The following is a 26,317-nucleotide window of genomic DNA, read 5'->3' as shown; positions in this document are numbered from 1 at the left end:
TACTATATGATTCCATCATAAATTTAGTTCAAGACCATAGGTTATGGTTTGACATAAAGTGAATTTTACTTACTTTATATCTCAATAGAACGAAACACTATTAGAGGTTATTACCCATGAAAAGAAGAACATTTTTAAAAGGTTCAGCACTACTTTCAACATCAATGTTGATAAATCCAAGTTTATTAAGCGCAAATGACTCAAATGCATTTGGAATCAAAAATGGTACGAGAAAATTCTCAATTACAAATAGTTTTGAGATAAAAGCCAGCAAAGAAGAAGCACAGTTATGGGTTCCAATTCCTTTAGACTCAACATACCAAAAAGTAGCAAACTTTGAATTTAAAGGAAACTACAAAGAAGCATACTTAGCAAAAAATGATTATGATGCAAAAGTACTTTATGTTAAGTGGGACAAAGGATCAACAAAAAGAGAATTAACAGTTAATTATGATGTTGTTACTATGCTAAAAGAACATAATCTAAGCTTAGCAAAAAATGATATGAATTATCCAAGTGAAGTAAAAACTTTCCTAGAAGGTACAGCTCATATTCCAGTTAGTAATAAAATGAAAACTTTTACACAAAACATCATAAAAGATGCAAATACTCCACTTGAAAAAGCCCAAGCAATTTATGACTGGACAGTTACTACAATGTATAGAGATAACAGTGTTATTGGTTGTGGTATTGGAGATGCTAAAAGAACTATTGAAGAGAAAATCTATGGTGGAAAATGTACAGATATAAGTTCTGTATTTGTAGCCTTACTTAGAAATGCAAATATTCCAGCACGTGAAGTATTTGGTATCAGAGCTGGTAAATCAAAAATTTCAAAAGTTTGTGGAAAAGCAGATGCAAATGGTTTAGCAAAAATTACTGGTGGACAACACTGTAGAGCTGAATTTTACATAAGTGGACTTGGATGGGTTCCTGCAGATCCTGCTGATGTTACTAAAGTTAGACTTGGTGAAAAACTAACTAATGAAGATAAAAAAACAAAAGATACAAAAGCCTTTATGTTTGGAAACTGGGAAATGAACTGGGTAGCATTTAATTATGCTAGAGATTTTGTACTAAATCCAAAACCTGCTCAATACCCACTAAATATGCTAGGTTACCCATATGCTGAACTTGGTGAGGATGCACAAGATTATTATGATGCAAAATCTTTTGCTTATAGTTATATCTCACAAGAAGTTGTATGAGTAGAATAAATATTCCGATAATGGGAGCAGTTATTACTGCTCTATTATCAACACTATGCTGTTTACCTGCATTTTTATTTATATTTTTGGGAGTATCAAGTGGAGTATTAACTTACTTTACAAACTTAGATTATCTAAGAATTCCAATGGCTATATTAACTATAGCATTTTTATTTTTTGCAATAAAAAGATTAAGAAAGAAAATCTCATGTGAGTGTTCAAAAAAAGATATTATTATCCAATATTCACTTTTTATACTATTTTTTTGTTTAATCTTTTTTTTACTTTTTTACCCTGAACTAATACCACTATTTATGGATTGATTATGAAAACACTTATACTACTTTTATCTTTTTGTTCTTTTTTGTTTGCTTCAAATATTAGCATTATAAAAGTTGAAAAAATGCACTGTCCTTTATGTACAACAGCTGTTAAAAAAGCTATAAAAAAACTTGATGGCATAGAAAAAGTTAGTGTTAGACTAAATACAAAAGAGGCAAAAGTCATTTATAACGAGAAAGTAAAAATAGAAGATATATTAGAAGCAATAAAAACAACTTCTTATGAGGGTGTTGTTTTATCAACCGCTAAATATAATAAGTAATTTATTTTTATTATTCATAACAGTTAGATTATAAACTCTCCAAGCTAGCTTCATTGAAGCGGTAGGTTTTGTGCTGTACTTTTACTAAGATATTTTTCTCTGCCAACTCTTTAAATAGCTTTATTAAAGTTGGTTTAGAGATAGAAAACTCTTCCATTACATCTGTATAAGAAGCTGTAAAATGGTTTTCATTATCTAGTTTACTTATTATGTATTTTACAATGGCAACTTGTTTACTATCAGTAATTGCAGCAATTGTTCTTATAACATTTGAGTTTGTTCTTATTTGTTTTTCTTGAACAATAGGCAATAAAATATCATGCAAAGTATTAAGTAACTCTTTTATATTTATAGGTTTTACTATGTAGTTTTCAACTTTTAGTTTTATAGCATCAAGTAGATAGTTTGTATCAGTATGAGCTGTTGTAAGTATGGTAGGGATATTTATATTTTTACTTTTTATATGTTTTAAAAAATCAATTCCATTTTCATTTTCCAATAAAATATCTGAAATTATGGCATCAACTTTTTTATTTAATAAGATTTCCATAGCTTCATTTGATGTCTTAACCGCATATATATTATTTACAAAATCTTCCAAAACATCAGAAGTGTGTTTTAAGAGATTTTCATCATCTTCCAAATATAAAATATTGAAGTCATGTAAGATGTTTAGATTTCTTTCATTCATTTATTTCCCCATCATTTATTGGTATTTTTATTGTAAAGAGCGAGCAACTATAATTTTTGTTATCTTTTATTTTATGCATCACATTTTTATAGATAATTGAGCCATTTATATGTTTTTCAATAATCTGTTTTGACATATAAAGCCCAATACCTGTACCTGCACTTTTATACTTTGTTGTATAGTATGGCTCAAATATTTTAGGTACAATTTCTTGGGGAATTCCACCACCATTATCCATCATATTTATAATTGCATTATTTTTATGTTTGCTAACTATTATTTTAATTATTCTATCATTTTTATCAATATTTGAACATAAAGCATCTTTTGAGTTAGAAATAATATTTAAAAATACATGGGAGAGTTCATTGTAGTAACTATTTATTGTAATCTTATCTTTTACTAGCAACTCAATTTTTATATTCTCTTTTGTTAAAAGATATTTCGATAACTCTATTGTATGTACTATACAGCTTTGTATATCAAATTTTATTTTTGTTTTATCAGGTGAAAAAAAGTTTTTAAAGTCATCCAAAGTATTTGACATATTACTTGCAAGTAATAAGGCATCATTTACCTTTTCATCTACAAATTCATTTGTGAGTTTTCCAAGTTGCATTTTTGTTTGGAAACTTTGTACTATCATGGTAATTGAGCCTAAAGGTTGTCTCCATTGATGAGCTATATTATTTAACATCTCTCCTAAACTCGCAAATCTTGCCTGTTGGAACATGATAATATCTTTTTTTCTATTTTGTAAAACTTCTTTTGATATCTTTTTTTCCAAAGAGTTATTAAGTAGTGTTAACTCCTTGGTTTTTTCATCAACATTTTTTTCCAAAGAGTCATGAAGTTTTTTAAAGTTATTTGTAATAAAGATTGATAAAACAATTGAAAATAGAAAAACTAAAAAAATAGAAATAATTGAAAATATAATAATTGTATTAAAGACTTTTTGTGTATCACTTTTTTCATTTATTGCAATTGATAAATCATAGTTTATTAAACTAGTTAAATAAATAGATATGGCATTTATTTGCAAATTCAATTTAGTCAACTGATTTTCATCAGGTTCATTTTTTATACTATTTAAAGCACTCTCTATGGCTATCATCTTTGTATCTATATTTTTTATAATATTATCTTTTAATATCTCATTATCATCATTTTTACTTTTATTGATTATAAATTCTTTTATAAAAGAGGTGATTATTTCATCATTATCAAAGGCCATCTCTTTTTTATATAGTTCCCAATTTTTTCTTATTATCTGTTTTCCAAGTGAGATTACCTCTCTTCCTTGTTCATAGCTTAAATTCTCAGTGTTGAAGTCTTTTAACGTATCTTGAATATTTACTTTATATGTATCTTTTATATTTTCTAATTTTATAAGAGACTTTGTTCTTTTATTAAAGAATCTATCAAAATCCTCTTTAACTGTAAAAATCGAAACCTGTGACAATAAGACTATACAAACCATTCCACCTGCAATAATAAAAATCAAAAAATATGTCTTATATGCAAAACTTAACTTATCAAAATAATCAAGTACTTTAGAGAATCTTTCTTTCATTATTTTATCTCTACAAATTGATTATCTCTATATTTAAAAAGATATGTTTTATTTAAAAGTTGAGTATTTTTAAAATTTATATCAATACCTGGTAAAACATCAACAGGAGTAGTTTTTAAAGTATAAAGTAGTTTACTTCTAGTTCTATCTCCTTGGATACGAGATATAGCATTGACTAAAACTTTTGCAGATAAAAATGCTTCAAGGGATATAAATCCCAACTCAACTTTTGGATAATATTTTTTCATCAAATCTTGATACTCTTTTATAACAGGAATTGAAGTTTGTGTATAGCTTGGAACAACTTGAGAAAATATCAAATTATTTGCATCAATATTATAGCTATCAAGTTCTTTTATCATTGCATTTGCATCTCCAAAAGATATATTACAAAAAAGTGTATCTTTAAAGTTTACATTCTCTTTAGCTTTTTTTATAAATAGTGCATTTGATTTATAAGCCCCTATCATTATTATTGCTTCTGGATTTGCATCTTTTATTTCATTAAAGGCATGGGTTATTGATAAGGTATTTCTTTTATATGAGCCTTCTGCTATTAAAGGTAAATCTCTTGATTTTAAACTTTTTAGAAGTGAAACATAGCCTTCTTCCCCATAATCATCATTTTGATAAAAAACTGCAATTTTTTTCAAACCCTTTTTATTATTTAGATAATAAACTAAACTCTCTATCTCCTCAGAGTATGAGCTTCTTAGATTTATAAAGTTTTTATTATGATTGTTTCTTAAAAAAGAGGCTCCAGTAAAAGGAGCGATAAAAGGAATCTCTTCATCATAAAGAATTGGTAAAATTGATTTTACTGTTGGTGTTCCAACAAAGCCAAAAAGTGCAAATACTTTATCTTGATAAATTAGCTTATTAGAATTGTCAATTGTGAGTTCTGGTTCATACTTATCATCATAAGTTATAAATTCTATTTTTTTATTGTCAAGTAGGTTTGATTCGTTGACATATTTAAAATATGAGTTTGCACCATAGATTACTGACTCCCCCCAAGACTTTATAATTCCTGTTTTAGGCAGGGATGAACCTACTACAATTTTATTTTCAGTATATACTTCACTTTTAAAGTAATAATAAAATATAACAAATATAAACAAAATAATTGGAGCTCTTTTAATCATATTGAAGTTTACTAAAAATATCAGAAAGATTTGCTTTATCAATAGGTAACACTTCATTCAAAAAAGGTAAACTATTTTTTAACTTTTAAGTTAATTTTAATATTAAACAACTAAAATAAGGTAAAATATATTTTACCAAAGGGCATAGTTTATGCAAGAATTTATTTACTACAATCCTAAGGGACTTGACTTTCCTATTAGCGATGATATTTTGGTTACTACTAGCCTAGATGAAGTACAAAACAAATCATTTTTAATCTCAAATACAAATCTTATCTCAAGTGAATTAACAGCAAGAGAAGTTGACTTTTATATAAAAAACTCAAAAGATGCATTATCTAAAAAAATTGAAAACGTATCAATACTTTATGAAATAGCTGCCTCAAAGTATGATTTTGCCCAAGATATCTCGTATGAACAAGAAGTATCAAAAGATATTTTACTTGTGGCAAATGAAAAAGAGGATTATGATAATTTTATTGCTTCAACGTTAAACGATGATTTCAACCTTTTTTATATAAAAGAGGATATTTTAAAATCTATCTCTGGACATATTGGAAAGTTGAGTGTAGTAGTTGATGATGAAGGTAAGGATGTAATATTAAATGTTGCACAAATTGTATGGTTCGATGCAAAAGAAGAGGGTTTAAAACAAAGTGGAACTTTTGACCCAAACAAATCTACACTAGAAAATATAATAAATACTTTGAAAGAAAATATTACATTATACTCATATAAAAAGTTTACTACTTATGATAAAAACATCTGTCAATATCATGAAAGAAGAGAAGAAATCTGTAGCAAATGTGAAGAAGTTTGTCCAACTGTTGCTATAGTTAAAGATGATAAAACAAAGACTTTAGAGTTTTCTCAAATTGATTGTCATGGTTGTGGTGGTTGTATCTCTGTTTGTCCAAGTGGAGCCTTAGATTATGCCCCATCAAATAAAGAATCCCTTTTTGAATTAAGTAAATTTTATAAAAACAAATATCCCCTAATAATTCCAGCAAAAATGGAACTTGATAATTTAAATGTTTCTTTAAAAGAGGATATTTTACCTTTTGCAATAGAAGGTGAAAAATTCTTACATGAAGAGACACTTCTAACACTTCTTCAAATGTCAGGTTCACAACTTATATTCTATACTGACTTTATTTCAAAAGGTACTGGTGATGCGATTAAAATCTTAAATGATATCTATCAAAAAAGATACTCAAAAGATGCCATTATAATTGCAGCAAATGAAGAAGAACTAACTTGTGCAATAAAAGAAGTTTCATTTGTAGAAGGTTCTTATTTTAATTTCAACCAAGAAGAACTCAAAAAAAGAGAAATCTTCTCACATAGACTTCAAAAAATCGTTGGTGAAGATGATTTAGGTATTGTTAAAACTGGTGAGCACGTACACTACGGTCTTGTAAAAGTAAATGAAGTAAATTGTACTTTATGTTTAGTTTGTGTGGGTGCATGTAATGTAGATGCACTACAAGCAGATGCTACAGATAACACCCTAAGATTAAACCCAAGTTTATGTACTTCATGTGGATACTGTGAAGTTTCATGTCCTGAAGCTGATTGTCTAAGTATTGAGCGAGATGTGATTCACTTAGAACCTACTTGGTTTAAAGAAAATATCTTAGCACAAGATACTCTTTTTGCCTGTGTAGAGTGTGGTAAAGAGTTTGCCACTACAAAATCAATAGAAAAAATAGCTGCAATGATGGGTCCACTATTTTCTGCTGACCCAGTAAAAGAGAGAAGCCTATATTGCTGTGCTGATTGTAAACCCAAAATTATGATGCAAAACTATTTTGACCAAAAAAACCAAGGACCAACTGATGCAAGATAAAAACTCTATAAACAAAGCAAGAGCTCTTTATTATAATCTTTTTGAAAACTTTTTTGTAGTTAGTTCAAAAAGTGAAAACTACTTTGAACTAATAAGATTAATAAATGTATTAAAAGAAAATCCTTTAGACCAAGTATCTGGCACTGCTTTAAACACAATATCAGAAATGCTTGACCCAACATCTAATGTAAAATTAGTTCAAGAGTATGATGATTTATTTCATAATCCCCTTACCAAAAAAGTAAGAACAACTGCCTCTTTTTATGATGAAGGAGTTGAGTCTGGGAAAAAAAGAGTTGAGATGATTCAATTTGTTGCCAAAACAAAACTTAGACGTGATGAAAAAAACTTTTTTGAATATGAAGATTCAGTTGGATTTATTTTTGCACTTATGGCATCTCTTTGTGATGCTGTTGCAAATGGCAATAAAGAGTATGAAAATACTGTTCATTGTATTTTTGCACAGATTATAAATGAGTTTATAGATGAATTTGCAAAAGATGTTTACGAACATGAAAAATCAAATGTTTTTAGAGAACTAATGGTAGTTCTACACTCTTTTGTAGAGTTTGAAAGACTCTATTTAGAAGTTTCAAAACCTGCACCAAAAGAAAAAGTAGAAGAAAATAAAAATGAAAGTATCTCAGAAGAAGAGATGCAAAGACGTGCTAAAAACAAAGCATTAAAAGCACTTGGACCTAAAAATGCTCAAGATGAAGCTTGTCCAGTTGATATTGCATATGATGTAGAATCAGAAATCTAATATAGGTAAATCCTATGTTAGAGATTTTATAAAGAAAGCCAAGCTTTTTTTATAAAGTCTCTATAATTTAGGGGCTTAATTTCTATAAGGAGGTCAGTCGTGCAAAAAAGCAGAAGAGAATTTGCAAAAAAAACAGCAATGATTACTGCAGGTGCAGCAGCAATTGCTGGTACAAGTGTATTGGCTGCTACTGGTGAATCATCGGTTCAAGATGATAGTAATAATGGTGTTGTTGTAGGAAAATCTAGAAATAAAGAGATTCTTTACAAAAAAACTGCAGCTTGGGAAGCGTATTATAAAAACGCAAAATAGTTAAAGGAGACATGTATGTCAGCAAATACATATGAAACTCTAAATGCTAAGGTTGGTAGACGGTCATTTATGAAAATGGCTGCGGTTGCTACTGCATTTGGAGTGACATCATCTTTTGCTAGTACTACTGCAACTAGAGAAGCAACAGCGGAAGAGATTAAAAATCCTTTCCCTGGTTCAAAATTAGTGAAAACAATTTGTACTGCTTGTTCTGTAGGTTGTGGTGTAATAGCTGAAGTTCAAAATGGAGTTTGGGTACGACAAGAAGTTGCTCAAGATCATCCTGTATCACTTGGAGGGCACTGTTGTAAAGGTGCTGATATGATTGATATGGTTAGATCAGAAGTAAGACTTAAACACCCAATGGTTAAGAAAAATGGTCAATGGCAAAGAATTTCTTGGGATGAAGCTTTAGATGGTATAGCTTCAAAACTTGAAGACTTAAGACAAAAAGAAGGACCTGATTCTACAATGTTTTTAGGGTCAGCTAAATTTGGAACGGAGCAGTCTTATTATTTTAGAAAATTTGCTGCAATGTTTGGAACTAATAATATAGATCACCAAGCTAGAATTTGACATAGCTCAACAGTTGCCGGTGTGGCAAATACATGGGGTTATGGTGCTATGACAAATTCTTTAGGGGATATTCAAAACTCTAAGGCGATTATTATTTTTGGTGCGAATCCAGCGGTTAACCACCCAGTTGGTTTCCAACATTTCTTAAAAGCAAAAGAGAGAAATAATACAAAAATAATTGTAATAGATCCAAGATTTACAAAAACTGCTGCAAAAGCAGATTATTATGCACAAATTAGACCTGGTACTGATATTCCATTTATGTATGGGATGTTAAATATCATATTTAAAAATGGTTGGCATGACAAAAACTTTATCAATGATAGAGTTTATGGTATGGAAGATATTATGAAAGAGGCTAAAAACTGGCCAATTGAAAGAGTTGCAGATGTTACTGGTGTTGATGCTGATTTGATTGTACAAATTACTAAGCATTATGCACAAAATACTCCTGGAACTTTGATTTGGGCTATGGGTTTAACTCAACATACAAATGGATCATCTAATACAAGAATGGCTCCAATCTTACAATTAGCTCTTGGAAACATGGGTGTTGAAGGTGGAGGATGTAATATTCTTAGAGGTCACGATAACGTTCAAGGTGCTACGGATATGTGTTGTTTATCACACACATTACCAGGGTATTATGGATTAAGTGAAGGTTCATGGAAATATTTTGCTAAATCATGGGGTGTAGATTTTGAGTGGCTTCAAGGTAGATTTAAAGATCCATCATGGATGGGTAAAAAAGGATTTACATTAGCTAGATGGTGGGCAGGTGTTCTTGGAGGTAATCCAGGAGAAGATGCTATTCACAATGCAGGAACTAGATTAAAAGCTCTATTTGTTATGGGTAATGGTATTACATCAACAGCTCAAACAAAAAAAGTAAAAGAGGCTTTAGATAACTTAGACCTAGCAGTTTTTTGTGACCCATTTGTTAATGAAGGTGCAATAATCACTGATAAGCAAAACGATGTTTATATCTTACCAGCGGCAACTCAATTTGAAACAGCAGGAAGTGTTACTGCTACAAATAGATCTGCTCAATGGAGAACAGAAGTTGTTAAACCAATGTATGAGTCTAAAACAGACCAAGACATTATGTTTGAATTATCTAAAAGACTTGGTTTCTTTGAACAATTCACAGCAGGTATGCAAAAAGGCAAAGAGTTTACTTGGCCGGAAGATGCAACAAATGAAATTGCAAGAATCATAAAAACTATTGGATTAACTGGTTGGACAGCCCAAAGATTGAAGAAACATCAAGAAAATTGGCATATGTTTGATGAAGTATCTGGTAGAGGATATGGAGAAATGACTGGTGAGTACTATGGTTTACCATGGCCTTGTTGGACAACATCACACTCTGGAAGCCCTGTTTTATATAATATAAACAGATCAGTAAAAGAAGGTGGTATGGGATTTAGGAATAGATTTGGATTAGAACATGATGGCGTAGATTTACTTGCAGGAAAAGGCAGTGCACCTAAAGATTCAAATAATAAAGATGGATATCCTGAAATCACTAAAGATAATATTGAAGAAGTATTAAAAATCAAGTTAACCAAAGAAGAGAAATCTAAAATCGGTAAAAACTGGAAAGTAGATACATCAAATATTATTGCTGAAAAATGTATGGAGGCAGGTATTGCTCCTTATGGAAATGCAAAAGCAAGAGCAAAAGTATGGACATTTGCTGATCAAATTCCTAAACATAGAGAGCCATTACACTCTCCAAGAACGGATTTGACAAAAAAATATCCAAGTTTTGCAGATAAAAAAGATCACTATAGAGTTGATACAAGATATATTTCTGAACAAAGTAAACAAGACTGGGCAAAAGATTTCCCAATCAACTTAGTTACAGGAAGACTTGTAAACTTAAATGGTGCTGGTATGGAAAATAGAGCAAGTAAGTATCTTGCTAAATTAACACCAGAAATGTTCTGTGATATTCATCCAGACTTAGCTGGAACATACGGAATTAGAGATGGTTCAATGATGTGGATTCATTCACCTCAAGGAACAAAAATAAAAGTAAAAGCACACTACTCTTTCTCTGTGAGTAATGATAGAGTATTTATTCCAATTCACTTTGCGGGTGTAATGGAAGGTGAAAGCTTATTACATAAATATCCTGATGGAACTGCTCCTTATGCGACGGGTGAAAGTGCAAATACTGTTACTAACTACGGTTATGACATAGTTACACAAATCCCTGAAACAAAAGGTGGTTTATGTCAGATTTCAAGAGCGTAGGAGAAGTAACATGAGTAGTAATAAAGTAGACTTTTCAAGAATGAAATTTTACTGCGATGAACACAGATGTATTCATTGTGATGGTTGCTCTGTTGCTTGTGCCGAAGCGCATGAGTTACCAGTTGAAATTTCTAGAAGAAAAGTAATAACGGTAAATGAAGGTAAGCAAGGGATGGAGTTCTCTTTATCTGTTGCTTGTATGCACTGTACAGATGCACCTTGTGAACAAGTATGTCCAGTAGATTGTTTCTATATTAGAGAAGACGGAATCGTTTTACATGATAAAGACAAATGTATTGGTTGTTCATATTGTCTATATGCCTGTCCTTTTGGAGCTCCTCAGTTTCCTAAAGATGGAGCATTTGGAACAAAAGGTGTTATGGATAAATGTACTATGTGTGCTGGTGGTCCTGATGAAACTAATAGTGAACACGAAAGAGAACTTTATGGTCAAAACAGAATATCTGAAGGTAAAGTTCCAGTTTGTGCAGCAATGTGTTCTACAAAAGCATTATTAGTTGGTGATTCAGAATCTATTGCAAACATATACAGAGAAAGAGTGCTATCATTTGGACATGGAGTACAGTCTATGCCTTATGGTTGGGACAAAGCATATGGAAAATAAAAGTTTTCTAAGTGAGTATAAAGCCTATTTTATTATAGGCTTCTTATTCATCCTTTTAACATATTGGTATTTTTGGTTAGCAACGATAGCTGATATAAATTATGTATATCAGTTTTTATTGCAAATGGCACAAGGTAATTTTACTGGTCAAGTTGTTCCTTTTGAGAATTTAACTCATTATCAACAAATGGAAGTAGGATTATTTGGTCCAAGATATGATGCAATTGCACCAGAAGTTATAAGAGCATTTGAAGAGAGGCAACATCTACTACCAATAGTATTTTTAGTAGAGTTTTTTCTATTCTTATCAATGTTCATTATAGCAAAAGGAAGAAAACAAGCAAAAATTACAAGAGAAAATGACAAGATACAAGTCTATTCACTTTTTCAAAGAGTTGTGATTTTATCAAATATCATCATTATGATTTATCTTTTTATCACTGGTTTTTCAATCACATTTGGAAACTTAACTGGTGGAGGATATCTAGCAAGATTGATGAGAGCAACACATGAAATAGTAGGACTTGGATGGATGCCTATATGGTTTATAATGACAATAATTGCCTTTAAAGACCATAAGTATTTTGCAAGACCAAGTATAAAAATTTGGAATAAGATTTTCCTAAGAGGAAAATATAAGCATATGGATAGAATCAATTACTACATGTTTGTAGCTTTTGGTTCGATGTTAGTTGTAAGTGGATTTGTTATTTGGTATTTATTTCCAGATGCAGCTACTAATGCACAAACAATCCAAATAAAAAGATTTGTTCTTTTTATCCATTTTATGGGAAGTGCAATTATTTCATTCTTTACATTTGAGACAGTTTACTCTTATTTTGTATCTGTAAAAGGATATATTCCAGGTGTAATTACTGGGAAGTTACCAGTTGAGTATCTAGAACAGATAAGACCTGACGTTCTAGAAGAAGACGATAGTTTAAAAAAAGATTAGTATAAAAGCTCTTTTGAGCTTTTTGCTTCTCTTTTTTTTCAATTTTTTACTTCTTTTAACACTGTAAATAAATTACAGTTAAAGAAGCAAATCCTAAAGAGAGCGACGTTCGCTCTTTAAATATTTAAATATGCAAATTTTGCATATTAAGGAAAGATATGGACGACAACACAAAATATTTAAAAACAGTAGTAATTGACAAACTTATAGAAAATGAAGCTCATGAATTTGAAGACGTGACTATAGAAGAGGCACGTCTGAACCTATTTTTAAATGGAGAGAAAGCCATATCAATGATGACCATACCAAAAGATCAAGATGCCCATGCAATTGGTTTTTTGATGAGTGAAAATGTTATATCAAGTATTGATGATATTGAACTTTTAGAAGTTAGTGCTGATGGCTTAAGAGTTGATATCAAAGCAAAAGTTGATGAAAACTCTTTACAAAATCTTTATAAAGAGAAAACATTGGTTAGTGGCTGTGGTGGTGGAGTCACTGGCAATGTGGAAGGTAGTTTGGAAATACCATTTAACCAAACTGCTTTTAAAATAAAACCCCAAACAATTTACACAGAAGTAAAAAAGTTTTATCAAGATAGTGAACTTTATAATCTAACAGGTTGTGTTCACAAAGCAATGATTTATCTGCTTGATGGCACAACTATCACAGCAGAAGATATAGGAAGACACAACGCAATTGATAAGGTTATGGGTAAATGTAAACTTCAAAAACTAGATACTTCAAAGTCTATACTTTTTGTATCAGGAAGATTAAGTTCAGAGATGGTTACAAAAGCTGTGATGCATAAAATTCCAGTCGTAGTTTCAAGAACAGCCCCAACTTATCTTGGAGTTCAAACTGCACATAAACATGGACTTACACTTATTGGTTTTGCCCGAGGTAAAAAGATGAACTTATATACACATAGTGGAAGAATAGATGTCTAGTCTTGATGATAATATGAAAATAGAGTTAGACTCTACTCAAAAAGAGTTCTTATATACAAACTTAGATGAAGAGGGGAAACTCTCTTGTCTAAAAGCTTTTAAAGTGGCAAGAAAGATTGGTAGAAAACCAATTGAGATGTCTGCTATTACAAAAAGCTTAGGTATTAAAATCACAAACTGTGAACTTGGAGTTTTTGGAAAATTAAAATTTAAACAATCAGATATAAATGTATACAACAGAATCAAACAAAACTATATGGGACACAAAGAGTTAGAATGTAAAGTTTTATGGGATGAGGCTCAAAAATCAACTCTAAATATAGTGGGTTCTACTGTGAAAAACTCAGATATTGAAGTAACTCATTGTCAACTTGGATGTTTTGTGATGAAAAAAGGTTTAAAAAATGCAAATAAAAGTTAAGGTTTGGATAGAAGATGAGAATAGAAATCTTGTATTTGGAAGTGGAAAAACAGAAGTTTTAGAATATATAGACTTAACAGGTTCTATTTCTAAAACTGCCCAAAAAGTGGGTATGAACTACAAAAAAGCGTGGAGTCATATAAAAATACTTGAAAACTATATAGAAGAAGACTTGGTAATCACAAAAAAAGGTAGAGGTGAGGATAGTGGTACAAAACTAACTCCAAAAGCTAAAGAGTTAATATCTCTATATAAAACCCTAGATGAAGATATAAAAGAGTTTGCAACAAAAAGATTTGAAGAACTTTTTATTTTAAAAAACAAAGAGATAATAAATACAAAGGATAGTAGCAATGACTAAGCTAAATGTTCTGCAATATAGTAATATGCAAAATTTACATATTAAAGATGAGTTGAGATTAAGTATTCTAGACAACAATCTTGAGTATCAAGTTTTAGAGAAAAAGTTTTTATCCAAATATAACTTTAATAAATTAAATAGCTTTTCTTTTGATAAGGCTGGTTTTTTAGAACTTTTACTTCAACTAAACAAAAAAGGTAAAATTGCTATTTGTGTAGGAGAAACTGAAAGTCTAGTAGAAGCAGCATATGAGTTTGAAATACTAGGTCTTGAACTTTCGTGGATAGGCTTACAAAAAGATGGAAACATAGATAAAACTGATATTTCAAAAGAGTTTGATTTTATCTTTATCTCTTCATATATTATGGATACCTTTGTAAAAATAGATTTAAAAGAGATAAAAAAACTAACAGATGCAAAAATCATCTCTAATGCAAGTGCAAATTTTGACACCTTAAGTGACGCTATCTATTTTGACTCTTATAAACTAAGTGGCTTTTTTATAGATGGAGTAATACTTTATGATGAAGAGTTATTTGAAAAAAAGACTATTGGTTTTACAAATCCTATTGCCGTTGATTTTATATATGAAGCTTTGCAAAATCAAAGCTTTGATGAGAGTTCTAAAGAGCTATTTGAAAAGATTTTAAAAGAGATTTTAAAAGATGATATTTACTTCTTTGTAAATAATAAACAAACCCTACCCTACTCTTTACACTTTGCCCTAAAGGGTATCAAAGCCAGAGAACTTATACGAACTTTAGCCTTAGATGATATTCACATCACAAATGGAGAAGGCTGTTCTTTAGGTCTATCTAAACCATCAAGAATCATACAAGCTATGGGTTATGATGAAACTACAAGCAGAAACTCTATCTCTTTTAGTTTTGATAAAAAATACACCGCAAGTGAAATTGAAACAGTAGTTAAAAAACTAGCAAAAAAATATAGACAAATAAAAGTCTTAAACGAAGGAAATTAGATGAATCAGAAATTGAACTTTTTGGATTTTGATGAAGCTTTTAATAAAAGTTTAGAATTAGCAAATAAAAACTCCACTGTGGAAATAATCCCACTTTCAAGTGCTTTAGGAAGAGTTATATCTAAAGATATTATATGTAGAAAAAACCTTCCCTCTTTTGATAACTCTGCCATGGATGGTTTTGCTTTTAAATTTAGGGATGCTGGAAAAACACTTATAATAAAGAAAGTAATTTTTGCAGGAGACAAAGGTGATAAGGTAAAAGAATCACTAGGAGTTAATGAGTGTTATAAAATCATGACAGGAGCAAAAGTACCAAGTGATGCTGATACAATTATACCTATAGAAAACTGCCTTGATGTTACAAATGAAAGTGTAAGTATTCCAAAAGATATAAAAAAAGGTGCCAACCTAAGATTCAAAGGAGAAGAGCAAAAAGAAGGAAATACTCTTTTTACTGAAGGAGAAGAACTAACATCTTCACATATAACACTTCTAGCTTCTCAAGGTATTGTGATGATAGAAGTATATAAAAAAATCTCCATAGCTATTCTTTCAACAGGAAATGAGATAAAAGAACCATGGCAAAAAGCAGATGAAGAGGAGATATATAACTGTAACTCGTATGCTCTAATTTCCCAGTTAAATGAAAAAGGATTTGATGCCACTTATTGTGGAGTAGTACCTGATAGTTTGGAAGAATCTAAGAACTATATCTCAAACTTAAAAAACTACGATGTAATAATTACAACAGGTGGTATCTCTATGGGAGATGCTGACTTTGTAGGAGAGGCGTTTTTACAAAATAGTTTAAAAACATCTTTTCATGGGGTAAATATAAAACCAGGTCGACCTATTATGATGGGTAAAATGGATAAAAGTGTTGTCATATGTCTTCCAGGAAATCCACTTACAGCTATGGTAAATATCTATTTGTTTGTAATACCAATGCTAAAAAAGCTACAAGGGGCAAAGGCTTATTATCATGATATCTCAAAAGCTACAAACACAAAAGAGTTTAAAACCAAAAACGGGAGGGTAAATATAGTATTAGGAAGTACAAAAAATGCGATGTTTAACGTGACAAGAGATAACAAATATGGTTCTGGAATGATTACAGCACTTTATGAGAGTAACTCTATTTTAGTTACTGGAAATGAAACTTCACTCATAAATGAAAATCAAGATGTTCTTGTAATAGAGTTCAATAAGAAACTACAAAACAAACAAATCAATATATTTAACTAAAGGAAAACAATGATTAAAAAAACATTATTAACACTAGGATTAAGCGCAGTTGTTGCAAGTAGCCTTATGGCAAAAGAGAAAATAGTAGTATTTCACGCAGGAAGTTTAGCAGTTCCATTTTCACAAGTTGAAAAAGCTTTTGAAGCTAAGTATCCACAATATGATGTACAAAGAGAAGCATCAGGAAGTAGAGCAGCTGCTAGAAAAATCTCTGAGATAGGAAAAGCGGCTGATGTTATGGCAAGTGCTGATTATAAAGTAATTGATAACTTACTTATCCCAAAAGATGCAAAATTTAACGCTCAGTTTGCAACAAATGAAATGGCAATAGCATATACTCCAAAAGCTAAATATGCAGATGAAATCAATGCACAAAATTGGCCAGAAATTTTCCTAAGAGATGGTGTTAAAGTTGGACATTCAAATCCTAATATGGACCCTTGTGGATATAGATCTATACTTGTGACAAAATTAGCAGAAGAACACTACAAAATGCCAGGTTTTTATGAGAAGTTATTTGGTTATGGAGAGTCATATAAAGTTGGTGAAGAGAATAAAGATAAAGTAATAGTAAGACCAAAAGAGACAGATTTACTTGGACTTATTGAAGCAAATGCTTATGATTATCTATATATCTATAAATCTGTTGCAGAGCAACATGGTTTGAAATATATTACTCTTCCAAAAGAGGTATCATTAAAAGATAATGAAAATGCAGATTTTTATAAAACTGCTAAATTTATGATTGATGGTAAAAAACCAGGTCAGCTTATCACTAAAAAAGGTGGTGCTATGGTATATGGTATCACAGTTGCACAAAACAAAAAATCTCCTCAAAACAAAGATGGAGCAATCAAGTTTGTGAACTTTGTTTTATCAAGTGAAGGTCAAGCTATCATGACTAAAAATGGTCAAGGTGTAATTAGCCCAGCAATAATAACTGGTGATGCTTCAATTATAGGAAGATAATGAGCTATTTAAGAATAGAAAAATTAACAAGCAAGATAGATAATTTCTTGCTTGATAATATAGATTTAACAATAAATAAAAATGAGTATTTTGTACTTTTAGGACAAAGTGGTAGTGGAAAGACAAGGCTTCTTGAGACTATTGCTGGACTAAATGAAAGTTCTGGAAGTATATATCATCATGATATTGATATAGTAAATTTTACACCTGAAAAAAGAGATGTTGGATTTGTATATCAAGAGTTTGCACTTTTCCCTAATCTAAATGTGGAAGAGAACATACGATTTTCAGCACGATATAAAAAAATAGAAAAATCAAAAGAGTTATTTGATGATATTGTAGGTTTTTTAAAACTTGAAAAATTACTTAAAAGGGAAATAGAAAATTTAAGTGGCGGAGAAAAACAGCGTGTTGCTATAGCAAGAGCTTTGTTTTCAAGACCAAAAATCTTACTTCTAGATGAACCTTTAAGTGCCATTGACCCAACTTTTAGAAACTCTATTATGAAAAGTTTAAAAGATATCCACAAAAGATATGACTTAACAACTATTCATGTAACCCACAACTTTAGAGAAGCCTCATATTTAGCTGATAAAATAGCTATTTTAATGGATGGAAAGATACAACAAGTGGGAGCTGCCGAAGAGGTATTAAACAATCCTATAAATATTGATGTTGCAAGATTCTTGGGATTTAAAAATATTTTTCCTGCTTCTTTTATAGATAACAACTCTTCATGTAACTTTTTCTCTGTTGACCCAAATGTTATAAGAGTATCTGTTGAAGATGAGCTTGTTTGTGATTTTATTTTTAAAGGTAGACTTGAAGAGTGTATGGGAATAGTTGACCACTATAAACTCTTTGTAAATGTAAACGAACATCAATTTTTTATAAAAATACTTAAAAGAGATTACGAAGGGTGTTATGCCCATAGTGGAAGTATTATAAATATTGGATTTGACAAAAAGGATATCAGTTTTATATGAAAAGTAAATCATTTATTATCACCCTAGTAGCACTAGGATTTATTATTATATTTTTCCTATCTATTCCTATTTTAAAGATGTTTGTTGGTGTTGGAAGCTCAAAACTTATGGAGACTATTCAAGATGGTGAAGTTATAGATTCTATTTTACTTACCATGAAAGTATCAGCATGGGCTATGGTTTTCGTACTTTTTACGGGACTTCCACTAGCATATATAATTGCTCGATATAACTTTTATGGAAGAAGTCTTTTAGAATCAATAGTTGATATACCTATTATGATTCCCCATACAGCTGCTGGTATTGCTCTGCTGACAACTTTTGGAGATACTATGCTTGGAGACTTTTTTAAGTTTTTTGGTATAGAGTTTGTAGGAACTGAATATGGGATTATGATTGCTATGATGTTTTTGTCAGCTCCATTTTTAATAAACTCTGCAAAAGATGGCTTTAGAAAAGTAGATGTAAAACTAGAAAAAGTAGCAAGAACACTTGGGGCAAATCCTATATCAGTATTTTTTAGAATCACTATACCAAATGCTAAAAAAGATATCATAAATGGTGCACTTATGATGTGGAGTAGAGGTTTAGGAGAATTTGGAGCAGTTGTTATACTTGTATATCATCCTATGACAACACCTGTGCTTATATTTGATAGGTTTAACTCCTATGGATTAAGCTTCTCAGCCCCTGTTGCTGCTGTTATTATTGGGTTTTCTGTTGTTGTATTTTTAATAGTTAGATTTATAACTGGAAGATTAAAATAAAAAAGTTAAAAATAGATATAATATCACAAATTTAAGGAGAGAAAATGTTTGTAAAACTAAATGAAAGAGTACATTTAAACCTAAATAGAATCACAAGAACAAAAATAGACCATGTAGAAGATGGAATTAGAGTTAGATTTTATGAAGGTAAAGACCAAGTAGCAAAATCAAAAAGATTTGAAACTATTGAAGATGCAAGTAAATGGTTAGAAGAACTTTTAAAGCCATTTAATAAATAGAAGAATAAGAGACCTATCTCTCTTATTCTTTTTAAAATTACATAAAAATATCAGACATTTGATTTTTATACCAGCCAACTGCATACTCTGCCTCTTGCATTCTAAAACTATCCTCTGCATGTAGTGGACTTAATCCACCAGCACCTTTAACCTTTATAATCTTATCTTCATGTGCTTCATATACTGCAGCAACTGAAATTCCATAAGATGGTGAAAGTAAACTATAGCAAGTGTTTGCAAGTTTTGGAGGGTTGACAATAGCTTTATTTGATAAAATTCTTGAGATTTGTAATGCTGCTATTTTCCCTTGAGAATTTGCAGAAAATCCTGATTTTGGCATCTTTGTAGCTATTGAGGCATCACCTATAACATATACACCTTTTACTAATTTAGATTCAAAAGTTTTTGTATTTACAGGACACCAATCACCTTTTGTAAGCCCAGAATCAAATGCTAAAGTACCAGCTTTTTGTTCTGGAATATAATTTAGCACATCAGCTTTTACTTCTCCATCCTCTGTTGTCACAACTTTTGTTTTTGGATCAACAGATAAAACTTTTCCTCCAAACTCAGCACTTCTCCAATCAATCATATCAGGATAAAGTTTTTCCCAACCCTCTTGAAATAATCCTTGTTTTGAGAATTTGTTTTTTTGGTCTAAAATTACTATTTTAGAGTTAGGCTTATTATTTTTTAAATAATGAGCAACTAAAGAGATTCTTTCATAAGGACCAGGAGGGCATCTAAAAGGGTTTGCTGGCGCTACCATTACAAATGTTCCACCATCTTTCATATTTTCAAGTTGTCCTCTTAAAAGTTCAGTTTGTGAACCTGCTTTATAAGCATGAGGAACAAGGAGTTCTGAGCCTTTGTCATAACCTTTATCATATTTAAAATCAATACCAGGTGCTACTATTGCTTTAGTATAAGATATAATTTTTCCACTTTCTAAAATAACATTATTTGTAGAGCCATCAACCTTTTTTACTTTTTCGTGTAGTACTATAACTTTGTATTTACTCTCTAAAGTTTTATAATCGTGTTTTATAAAATCTATGTCATTTATTCCTGCAATTACTGTATTACTAAATGGACAAGTATAGTACTCTTTGTTTTGTTCTATCAAAACAACTTCTGTTTGAGGAGAAAACTTTTTTAAATATTTAGCAGCAGTTGCCCCACCAAAACCACCTCCAACAATTACAACTCTTTTTTTATCTGCTGGGAAAGAAAGAGATGTCATGCCATTACATGCAGCAAAAGAGAGTGCAGTTGTTCCTAAAAGTACTTTGTTAAAATTTCTTCTATTCATCATAATATTATCCTTTTATCTTTCAACATTAGAGAAATAGTAAGCAATTTGCTCTAACTCTTCATCTGTAAAACCTTTTGCATGTTTTTGCATCATGGTTTCAGTTCTTTTTCCATTTTTATAATCCAAGAGTATTTGATAAAGACTAGCTTTCCCCATGCCAGCAATATACGGTGTAATAGTTTCGGATTTACCGTCAGTCCCATGACATGAGGCACAAGACAATGACAACATCTGACCTCGAAGTGGATCATACTCAGTAGCATATGTTAAACTGCACAAAAAGACCAGCAAAAGCCCAATTTTTTTCATTTTATCCCCTTTTATGTAAAAATTATGTAACTAAAATATAATATTTTTATTAAACTAAATTTTAGCTTAAAATGTCACACCATTTTCACACTATTATCATACGGATTTTATATCTTCAAGTTAAACTTCTTATAGAGATATCAATACAAGGAAAAAAGATGGTTTCAAAAATTGTAAAAATAGGTTTAGGATTGGCATTGTGTTCAACACTAAGTTTCGCAACAACTGCTGATGAAGCAAAGACATTTGTTAACAAAGCTGCAAAACTTTGTGCAGATAAAGGTGAAGTATCTTGTTTAAAAGCTTTTAATGTTAAAGAAGGTGAATTTATTCAAGGTGAACTTTATATCTTTGCTTATGATTTTACTGGAACAGTTAAAGGTTTTGGAGGAAAACCATCAATGGTAGGGAAAAACCTTATTAATGTAAAAGGTGCTGGTGGTAAAATGGTTATTCAAGAACTAATTAAAACTGCAAAAAATGGTGAAGGTTGGGTTGATTATAAATGGTCTAATCCCACAACTAAAAAAATTGCAGACAAAACTTCATTTGTTAAAAAAATAAATGACAACTTATGGATTGGTGCTGGGTATTACAAATAATAAAAAAGACCTTTAATACAAAGGTCTTTTTTGCACTAGCTATAATACTTCAATCTGACAGTTTAAATCTATACTTCCACCACGAATAACTTGAGCTCTCAATCCTGCTTTATGTACCATTTGAGTAAGTGTTTTTTGTTCATCTAATTTATCCGCAAGATATTTACAAGGCTCACATAATCTGATACCTTTTAATATAACTTCCCCTATTTGAAACTCTTTATCCACAAGTGAGTTTAAATCACAATTTGAAACTACTATATTTCGTCTAAAATCTTCAGGTGTAAATGAAAGTCCATGTTCTTCATTTAACTCATTGATTTTTTCTATTTCTATCAAGGTTACATCTCTATCAGGTTCTACTTCACCTTTGTTTGAGAATGTCCCTTCTTGATAATAATATCTATCTCCAAAGATTCCTTTACCAACTTCTAAAACTACTTGGTTTACATTTTGCATAGAGCTTTCAATACTTTTTGAAATAAGAAGATTCGATATTTTTCCTGACATAGTGTTTCCTTTTTTTCTTTAGATTATAGCTTAATAATATAACTAGTTACTGAACTTTTGATATTTCTCTCTTGAAGAGGTAAACCTCTCCGCTCTTTTCTTCTTTTATTGAAAAGAAGAAACAAGAAAGCAACCAGACGAGTTAATAAAGTCAAAGATTCCCTCCCAGTTCTAAATTTATTTTCTAGTCTGCGGGACTCATAAAAAAGAGTGAGTTTATCACTCTTTTTTATTTCAAACATGTCCTCGACTTTTTCCAAAAAAAATTTAAAACTACTCGGCTTCATCAAAGTCTGGGAAGAAAGAAAGTTCAAACTATCATATATAAATTTAACAAATAGAAATTACAAGTCTAAACAAATCAAAAATGTAAATGTACTTATCCCACCTTTGTTCCCAACATTGGCAACTGTTTAAGTGTTTAAAAGTTCCTAAACGGAAGTTTTAATAAACGAATTTTCTCAAAGAGAGTGCAAGCACAAGCCAAGCAGAAAAGATAAAAATAATAAATGAGGGAACCCAAAGAGCTTTGAAACTCTGTTGGTGGTTTTTTGTTTTACTTTTTACCACTAAAAAGTAAAGAAACGAAGACCTTTAGGTATTTATGAAAAAAGAATTTAATAAAAGTGAAAGTTCAGTCTCTCGTGTTGTAGTCTATTTAAAAGTCAAGTTTTCTACACTTTACGATTATTATTCTTGTTCTATTTTATTATCTATTACATCAATTTTAATATCAGGGAGATTATTACTCATATCTATATAATTGTTGTGTTTTTTAAAACTATCTATAACTATGTCTAATGGCTTAGCATAAACTTTTGGTAAATCTTTTTCACCTTTAAATCTAATTGGAAAAGCTAACTTTTCATGTGGAGGGTCGAATTTGGCATTCACTCCATCTTTATTACCTCTTGCATCTATTCTATAGCAGCCAAAGTCTTTAAGATATACAGAATTTAAACCATGTATACAAAACTTATCACCAGAACCATCATCACTTATTGTTAATCTTTGATATGCTAATCCACATGGTATATTATTTGCTCGTAATAAAGCTGCAAGAAGATGACTTTTTACATAACACCAACCAGTTTTATATTTTAAAACATCACTAGCTTTTAAAGTTACTATGTTATCTTTGCTATCACCGCTATGTCTTATCTCATCTCTTACAAATTCAAAGCATTTTTTTACAATTTCAATATCTATTTTACAACCAGATGATAAACCTTTTGCTAACTTTTGTATTTCTTGATTTGAATAATCAATAATGTTTGTTTCTTCTAAAAACTTTTCCATAATCTAAAAGTCCTTTCTTTAGATAACTATTAAGGATATATTCTATATAAAATATCCTTAGTAATTTACTTTATTCTACTGAATAAAATTCTTTATATTATGCTATTAAAAAAAGAAAAGTTAAGAATTTAGACAAATCAAAAATGTAAATGTCCTTATCCCACCTTTGATTTCCAACATTTGCAAAAGCCGAATGTTTATTTCTCTTTTCGGAAAAGAGTTACAACTGTTTGAACATAAAAATATGCTTAAAAGTATATTTTTATGTGAGTTTTGTAACTCAGAAAAGATAAATAATAAATGAGGGAACCCAAAGGGCTTTGAAACCGTTGGTGGCTTTGCTTACTTTGTCCACACAAAGTAAGAGAAGCGAAGAGGTTTACCTCTTCAAGAGAAAATATTAAAGTTTAATCCTCAAAAAGTTTTGTATCTTTTCCATCAAAACTAACCAAATTTTTCTTCTTCATATAAGTAATATGCTCCTCTTTAGACATCTTATTATAAAGATTAGTCAAATCATCCCTTTGACCTATAAAGTCATATAAAGGAACACCCATACCACATGAATTATTTACATTCTCAATAGTCACTTCAAAAACTTGTCTTGCAGCTCTTTTTGTAGAAAAGTGGGAAATATACTCTTCCCATACATCATCTCGTTCTTGAATGGCTTTTGCTTTACAATAAAGTCTTAGGATATTTGGCTCACCATCAAAGGCACAAAACATTATGGTCATTCTGTTATCTTCTAGTAAGTGAGCTGCTGTTTCATTTCCACTTCCAAAGTAGTTTAGCCATAGGATTTTATTTTCATCTATTATTTTGAAAGTATCATCTAAACCCTTTGGTGATAGATTTATCTTTCCATCTTTTGGAGCAGTTGAGACAAAAAACATCTTTTGATTTTCTATAAATTCTATATCTTTTTTACTAAGTCTTTCTGTAATACTTCCCATAAACTTCCTTTTTAATTAGATGTAGACTTTAAGCTTTTTCTTCTTATATTTTGATAAATTTATTAATATAATAAATTCCAAGGATATACAATGAATATAGAAATATATTATTGCGGTATGTGAAATTATTTGCCACAAGCTTCTAGGTTAGAAGAGGAATTAAAGAATAATTTTCCAAATGCAAAAATAAATCTTATAAAAGACTCAGGCGGTACATTTATAGTAAAAGTTGATGAAAAAGTGATTTTTGATAAGTTAGCTATGTCAGAAAATGAAAAAAGATTTCCAAAAGATGATGAAATAAGTGATAAAATAAATAATATAAACAATAATGATAATGAATATTAATTAATACTAAAGTTTATTTATTTTATAATTCCTTTTTTATAAGGAATAACAATGGAAAAAACAATAAAACTCATAAGAGTTTCACTTGGTATTATATTTTTATGGTATGGAACTTTAAAATTATTTCCACAACTAAGTCCCGCTGAAGAGTTGGCTACATCGACTATTCATATACTGTTTTTTGGTTTAATCAATGATGCCCTAGCAATCAAGCTCTTGGCTATTTGGGAGATATGTATTGGTTTAGGTTTTATATTTGCTACTTATATAAGATTTGTAGTAAGTATATTTTTAGTTCATATGATACTTACCTTTACCCCTCTATTTTTATTACCAGAGCTCTCTTTTACTCATACACCATATGCATTTACAATAGTTGGACAATATATTGTTAAAAATGTTGTATTAATTTTAGCTGGAATTTTAGTATTACAAAATGAAGTTAAATTGACAAAAAAAGTAAGTGGTATGTTATAAATGAAGAGTTTAACTCTTCATTTAAGTGATTTATTCTGCAAGTAAGTTTCTATAAAACTCTCTATACTTTGTATCACCCTCGTCTCTTGCTTTCATAGCAGCTCTTGGATGTTCGTTTAATTGACCAGTTAGCATATATGGAATTGAGTAACCCCAATCAAGCTCTTTTTCTAAAGGTACAATATACTCTTCTATGAACTTAAGTACTGGCATAAGTTTATATTTTGGGTTTTTTAAAAATCCAATTAAAAGCTCAAGTGGACAGTTTCCTGCCCCTCGTCCAAGTCCTGAAATAGTAACATCAAGGAAACTTGCTCCATACATCATAGCTTCAATTGTATTTGCGTATGCTAGTTGTAAGTTGTTGTGAGCATGAATACCTATTTTTTTACCAGTTTTTTCTGCATAACTTAAATATTTTTCTGTAAGTTTATTGATTTGTTCAGGATAAAAAGATCCAAAACTATCAGCGATATAAATAATATCAACATTTGTTTTAGCTAGTTGTTCTAGTACTTCATTTAACTCATCATCAAAAGATTTTGATATAGCCATGATATTTACAGTTGTTTCATAACCTTTTGCATGAGCCTCTTCTATCAACTCTATTGCAGCAGGAAGTTGGTGAATATATGTTGCTATTCTAATCATATCAACAACACTTTCACTTTTAGGTAATAGTTCAGATGGAACAGTTCTACCAATATCAGACATAACTGCTATTTTCATATCTGTGTTATTTTCACCAACGATTTTTCTAATATCTTCTTCTTTACAGAAATTCCATGCTCCAAACTCCTCTTCACTCATAATAGTTGGAGAGTTATTTTTCCCTATTTCCATATAATCAACACCAGCAGCAACACAAGTTTCATAGTGTGCTTTTATGAATTCGTCTGTAAAGTGGTAGTTATTTACTAATCCACCATCTCTAATCGTACAATCAAAAACTTTGATGTCTTCTCTAACTGATAATATTGAACCTTTTTTTTCAATCATGTTGTTTATCTTTCCC

At 30.3% G+C, this 26,317-nt stretch carries 30 protein-coding genes; 21 read left to right on the top strand and 9 right to left on the bottom strand.

Annotated features, from left to right (window positions below; translation table 11 throughout):
- Nucleotides 1–116: 116 nt before the first annotated feature.
- From ACNI28_RS10930 to ACNI28_RS10920, 3 genes are read left to right on the top strand one after another with little or no spacing between them, the layout of a single operon-like run.
- Nucleotides 117–1,208 (top strand): transglutaminase-like domain-containing protein, encoded by a 1,092-nt coding sequence (locus ACNI28_RS10930; protein ID WP_419764284.1) that lies wholly within the window; start codon nt 117–119, stop codon nt 1,206–1,208.
- A complete protein-coding gene (locus ACNI28_RS10925) occupies nt 1,205–1,531 on the top strand; it encodes a hypothetical protein (RefSeq protein WP_419764283.1) in 327 nt (108 codons plus the stop codon). Before ACNI28_RS10930 ends, ACNI28_RS10925 begins: the two co-directional genes overlap by 4 nt.
- A 2-nt stretch (nt 1,532–1,533) precedes the next feature.
- Nucleotides 1,534–1,812 carry a heavy-metal-associated domain-containing protein gene (locus ACNI28_RS10920; RefSeq protein WP_419764282.1) on the top strand — a complete coding sequence of 93 codons (279 nt, stop codon included), beginning with the start codon at nt 1,534–1,536 and terminating at the stop codon, nt 1,810–1,812.
- A 28-nt stretch (nt 1,813–1,840) separates the two neighbouring features.
- Here the strand turns inward: ACNI28_RS10920 and ACNI28_RS10915 are convergent, their stop codons facing one another.
- The 3 genes from ACNI28_RS10915 to ACNI28_RS10905 are packed head-to-tail and all read right to left on the bottom strand — an operon-like array spanning nt 1,841 to nt 5,221.
- Nucleotides 1,841–2,503: a response regulator gene (locus ACNI28_RS10915; protein WP_419764281.1), complete on the bottom strand. Its 663-nt coding sequence runs from the start codon at nt 2,501–2,503 to the stop codon at nt 1,841–1,843.
- Nucleotides 2,496–4,076, bottom strand: a complete 1,581-nt coding sequence (locus ACNI28_RS10910; RefSeq protein ID WP_419764280.1) for a sensor histidine kinase — start codon at nt 4,074–4,076, stop codon at nt 2,496–2,498. Before ACNI28_RS10910 ends, ACNI28_RS10915 begins: the two co-directional genes overlap by 8 nt.
- On the bottom strand, nt 4,076–5,221 hold the full coding sequence (locus ACNI28_RS10905) for an ABC transporter substrate-binding protein (RefSeq protein WP_419764279.1): 1,146 nt from the start codon (nt 5,219–5,221) through the stop codon (nt 4,076–4,078). Before ACNI28_RS10905 ends, ACNI28_RS10910 begins: the two co-directional genes overlap by 1 nt.
- 151 nt (nt 5,222–5,372) lie before the next feature.
- Here ACNI28_RS10905 and ACNI28_RS10900 point away from each other — a divergent pair, with 151 nt between their 5' ends.
- The 15 genes from ACNI28_RS10900 to ACNI28_RS10830 all read left to right on the top strand — a co-directional run bounded on the left by ACNI28_RS10900 (nt 5,373) and on the right by ACNI28_RS10830 (nt 19,486).
- Entirely contained in the window at nt 5,373–7,070 is a 1,698-nt protein-coding gene (locus ACNI28_RS10900; protein WP_419764278.1) for a 4Fe-4S binding protein, read from the top strand.
- The gene (locus ACNI28_RS10895; RefSeq protein WP_419764277.1) at nt 7,060–7,833 is read left to right on the top strand and encodes a TorD/DmsD family molecular chaperone; all 774 of its coding nucleotides are present in this window, start codon (nt 7,060–7,062) and stop codon (nt 7,831–7,833) included. The genes ACNI28_RS10900 and ACNI28_RS10895 overlap by 11 nt, the downstream gene beginning before the upstream one ends.
- A gap of 99 nt (nt 7,834–7,932) precedes the next feature.
- Nucleotides 7,933–8,145, top strand: a complete 213-nt coding sequence (locus tag ACNI28_RS10890) for a Tat pathway signal protein (protein ID WP_419764276.1) — start codon at nt 7,933–7,935, stop codon at nt 8,143–8,145.
- Nucleotides 8,146–8,160: 15 nt separating this feature from the next.
- Nucleotides 8,161–10,983 (top strand): formate dehydrogenase subunit alpha, encoded by a 2,823-nt coding sequence (locus ACNI28_RS10885; protein WP_419764275.1) that lies wholly within the window; start codon nt 8,161–8,163, stop codon nt 10,981–10,983.
- 10 nt (nt 10,984–10,993) lie between these two features.
- Nucleotides 10,994–11,608, top strand: coding sequence for a formate dehydrogenase FDH3 subunit beta (gene fdh3B, locus ACNI28_RS10880; protein ID WP_419764274.1), 615 nt, complete (start codon nt 10,994–10,996; stop codon nt 11,606–11,608).
- A complete protein-coding gene (locus ACNI28_RS10875; RefSeq protein ID WP_419764273.1) occupies nt 11,598–12,563 on the top strand; it encodes a cytochrome b/b6 domain-containing protein in 966 nt (321 codons plus the stop codon). The genes fdh3B and ACNI28_RS10875 overlap by 11 nt, the downstream gene beginning before the upstream one ends.
- Before the next feature lie 158 nt (nt 12,564–12,721).
- Nucleotides 12,722–13,513, top strand: coding sequence for a formate dehydrogenase accessory sulfurtransferase FdhD (fdhD, locus tag ACNI28_RS10870; protein WP_419764272.1), 792 nt, complete (start codon nt 12,722–12,724; stop codon nt 13,511–13,513).
- Complete coding sequence (locus ACNI28_RS10865; protein ID WP_419764271.1) at nt 13,506–13,934, top strand: ModE family transcriptional regulator; 429 nt, start codon at nt 13,506–13,508, stop codon at nt 13,932–13,934. Before fdhD ends, ACNI28_RS10865 begins: the two co-directional genes overlap by 8 nt.
- Nucleotides 13,918–14,295 carry a winged helix-turn-helix domain-containing protein gene (locus tag ACNI28_RS10860; RefSeq protein ID WP_419764270.1) on the top strand — a complete coding sequence of 126 codons (378 nt, stop codon included), beginning with the start codon at nt 13,918–13,920 and terminating at the stop codon, nt 14,293–14,295. The genes ACNI28_RS10865 and ACNI28_RS10860 overlap by 17 nt, the downstream gene beginning before the upstream one ends.
- The gene (locus ACNI28_RS10855) at nt 14,288–15,277 is read left to right on the top strand and encodes a cysteine desulfurase (protein ID WP_419764269.1); all 990 of its coding nucleotides are present in this window, start codon (nt 14,288–14,290) and stop codon (nt 15,275–15,277) included. Before ACNI28_RS10860 ends, ACNI28_RS10855 begins: the two co-directional genes overlap by 8 nt.
- Complete coding sequence (locus tag ACNI28_RS10850; protein ID WP_419764268.1) at nt 15,278–16,525, top strand: molybdopterin molybdotransferase MoeA; 1,248 nt, start codon at nt 15,278–15,280, stop codon at nt 16,523–16,525.
- Nucleotides 16,526–16,534: 9 nt separating this feature from the next.
- Nucleotides 16,535–17,494 (top strand): tungstate ABC transporter substrate-binding protein WtpA, encoded by a 960-nt coding sequence (gene wtpA, locus ACNI28_RS10845; RefSeq protein ID WP_419764267.1) that lies wholly within the window; start codon nt 16,535–16,537, stop codon nt 17,492–17,494.
- Nucleotides 17,494–18,480: an ABC transporter ATP-binding protein gene (locus ACNI28_RS10840; protein WP_419764266.1), complete on the top strand. Its 987-nt coding sequence runs from the start codon at nt 17,494–17,496 to the stop codon at nt 18,478–18,480. The genes wtpA and ACNI28_RS10840 overlap by 1 nt, the downstream gene beginning before the upstream one ends.
- Nucleotides 18,477–19,247 (top strand): ABC transporter permease, encoded by a 771-nt coding sequence (locus ACNI28_RS10835; protein ID WP_419764265.1) that lies wholly within the window; start codon nt 18,477–18,479, stop codon nt 19,245–19,247. Before ACNI28_RS10840 ends, ACNI28_RS10835 begins: the two co-directional genes overlap by 4 nt.
- A 44-nt stretch (nt 19,248–19,291) precedes the next feature.
- Complete coding sequence (locus ACNI28_RS10830) at nt 19,292–19,486, top strand: sodium-dependent tyrosine transporter (protein WP_419764264.1); 195 nt, start codon at nt 19,292–19,294, stop codon at nt 19,484–19,486.
- Between the two features lie 37 nt (nt 19,487–19,523).
- Here the strand turns inward: ACNI28_RS10830 and ACNI28_RS10825 are convergent, their stop codons facing one another.
- Both ACNI28_RS10825 and ACNI28_RS10820 read right to left on the bottom strand, forming a co-directional pair.
- On the bottom strand, nt 19,524–20,801 hold the full coding sequence (locus ACNI28_RS10825; RefSeq protein ID WP_419764263.1) for an FCSD flavin-binding domain-containing protein: 1,278 nt from the start codon (nt 20,799–20,801) through the stop codon (nt 19,524–19,526).
- A gap of 12 nt (nt 20,802–20,813) precedes the next feature.
- Nucleotides 20,814–21,080 (bottom strand): c-type cytochrome, encoded by a 267-nt coding sequence (locus ACNI28_RS10820; RefSeq protein ID WP_419764262.1) that lies wholly within the window; start codon nt 21,078–21,080, stop codon nt 20,814–20,816.
- 188 nt (nt 21,081–21,268) lie between these two features.
- On the opposite strand from ACNI28_RS10820, the gene ACNI28_RS10815 reads away from it, so the two are divergent.
- Nucleotides 21,269–21,712 (top strand): cache domain-containing protein, encoded by a 444-nt coding sequence (locus ACNI28_RS10815; RefSeq protein ID WP_419764261.1) that lies wholly within the window; start codon nt 21,269–21,271, stop codon nt 21,710–21,712.
- Nucleotides 21,713–21,751: 39 nt separating this feature from the next.
- Here the strand turns inward: ACNI28_RS10815 and ACNI28_RS10810 are convergent, their stop codons facing one another.
- The 3 genes from ACNI28_RS10810 to ACNI28_RS10800 form a co-directional block, all read right to left on the bottom strand.
- Nucleotides 21,752–22,222: an MOSC domain-containing protein gene (locus ACNI28_RS10810; protein ID WP_419764260.1), complete on the bottom strand. Its 471-nt coding sequence runs from the start codon at nt 22,220–22,222 to the stop codon at nt 21,752–21,754.
- Nucleotides 22,223–22,912: 690 nt separating this feature from the next.
- Nucleotides 22,913–23,521 (bottom strand): transglutaminase-like domain-containing protein, encoded by a 609-nt coding sequence (locus tag ACNI28_RS10805; RefSeq protein WP_419764259.1) that lies wholly within the window; start codon nt 23,519–23,521, stop codon nt 22,913–22,915.
- A gap of 407 nt (nt 23,522–23,928) precedes the next feature.
- The gene (locus tag ACNI28_RS10800) at nt 23,929–24,477 is read right to left on the bottom strand and encodes a pyridoxamine 5'-phosphate oxidase family protein (RefSeq protein ID WP_419764258.1); all 549 of its coding nucleotides are present in this window, start codon (nt 24,475–24,477) and stop codon (nt 23,929–23,931) included.
- 90 nt (nt 24,478–24,567) lie between these two features.
- Here ACNI28_RS10800 and ACNI28_RS10795 point away from each other — a divergent pair, with 90 nt between their 5' ends.
- Both ACNI28_RS10795 and ACNI28_RS10790 read left to right on the top strand, forming a co-directional pair.
- A complete protein-coding gene (locus tag ACNI28_RS10795; RefSeq protein WP_419764257.1) occupies nt 24,568–24,825 on the top strand; it encodes a SelT/SelW/SelH family (seleno)protein in 258 nt (85 codons plus the stop codon).
- Nucleotides 24,826–24,876: 51 nt separating this feature from the next.
- Nucleotides 24,877–25,302 (top strand): doxx family protein, encoded by a 426-nt coding sequence (locus tag ACNI28_RS10790; protein WP_419764256.1) that lies wholly within the window; start codon nt 24,877–24,879, stop codon nt 25,300–25,302.
- 30 nt (nt 25,303–25,332) lie between these two features.
- Here the strand turns inward: ACNI28_RS10790 and ACNI28_RS10785 are convergent, their stop codons facing one another.
- Nucleotides 25,333–26,301 carry an aldolase catalytic domain-containing protein gene (locus tag ACNI28_RS10785; RefSeq protein ID WP_419764255.1) on the bottom strand — a complete coding sequence of 323 codons (969 nt, stop codon included), beginning with the start codon at nt 26,299–26,301 and terminating at the stop codon, nt 25,333–25,335.
- Between the last annotated feature and the right edge of the window lie 16 nt (nt 26,302–26,317).

Origin of the sequence: Arcobacter denitrificans (SeqCode), assembly GCF_048571185.1 — a bacterium.
Classification (GTDB): Bacteria; Campylobacterota; Campylobacteria; order Campylobacterales; family Arcobacteraceae; genus Arcobacter; species Arcobacter denitrificans.
Note: the sequence above shows the minus strand (reverse complement) of the source record. Positions and strands in the feature narration are given on the sequence as shown.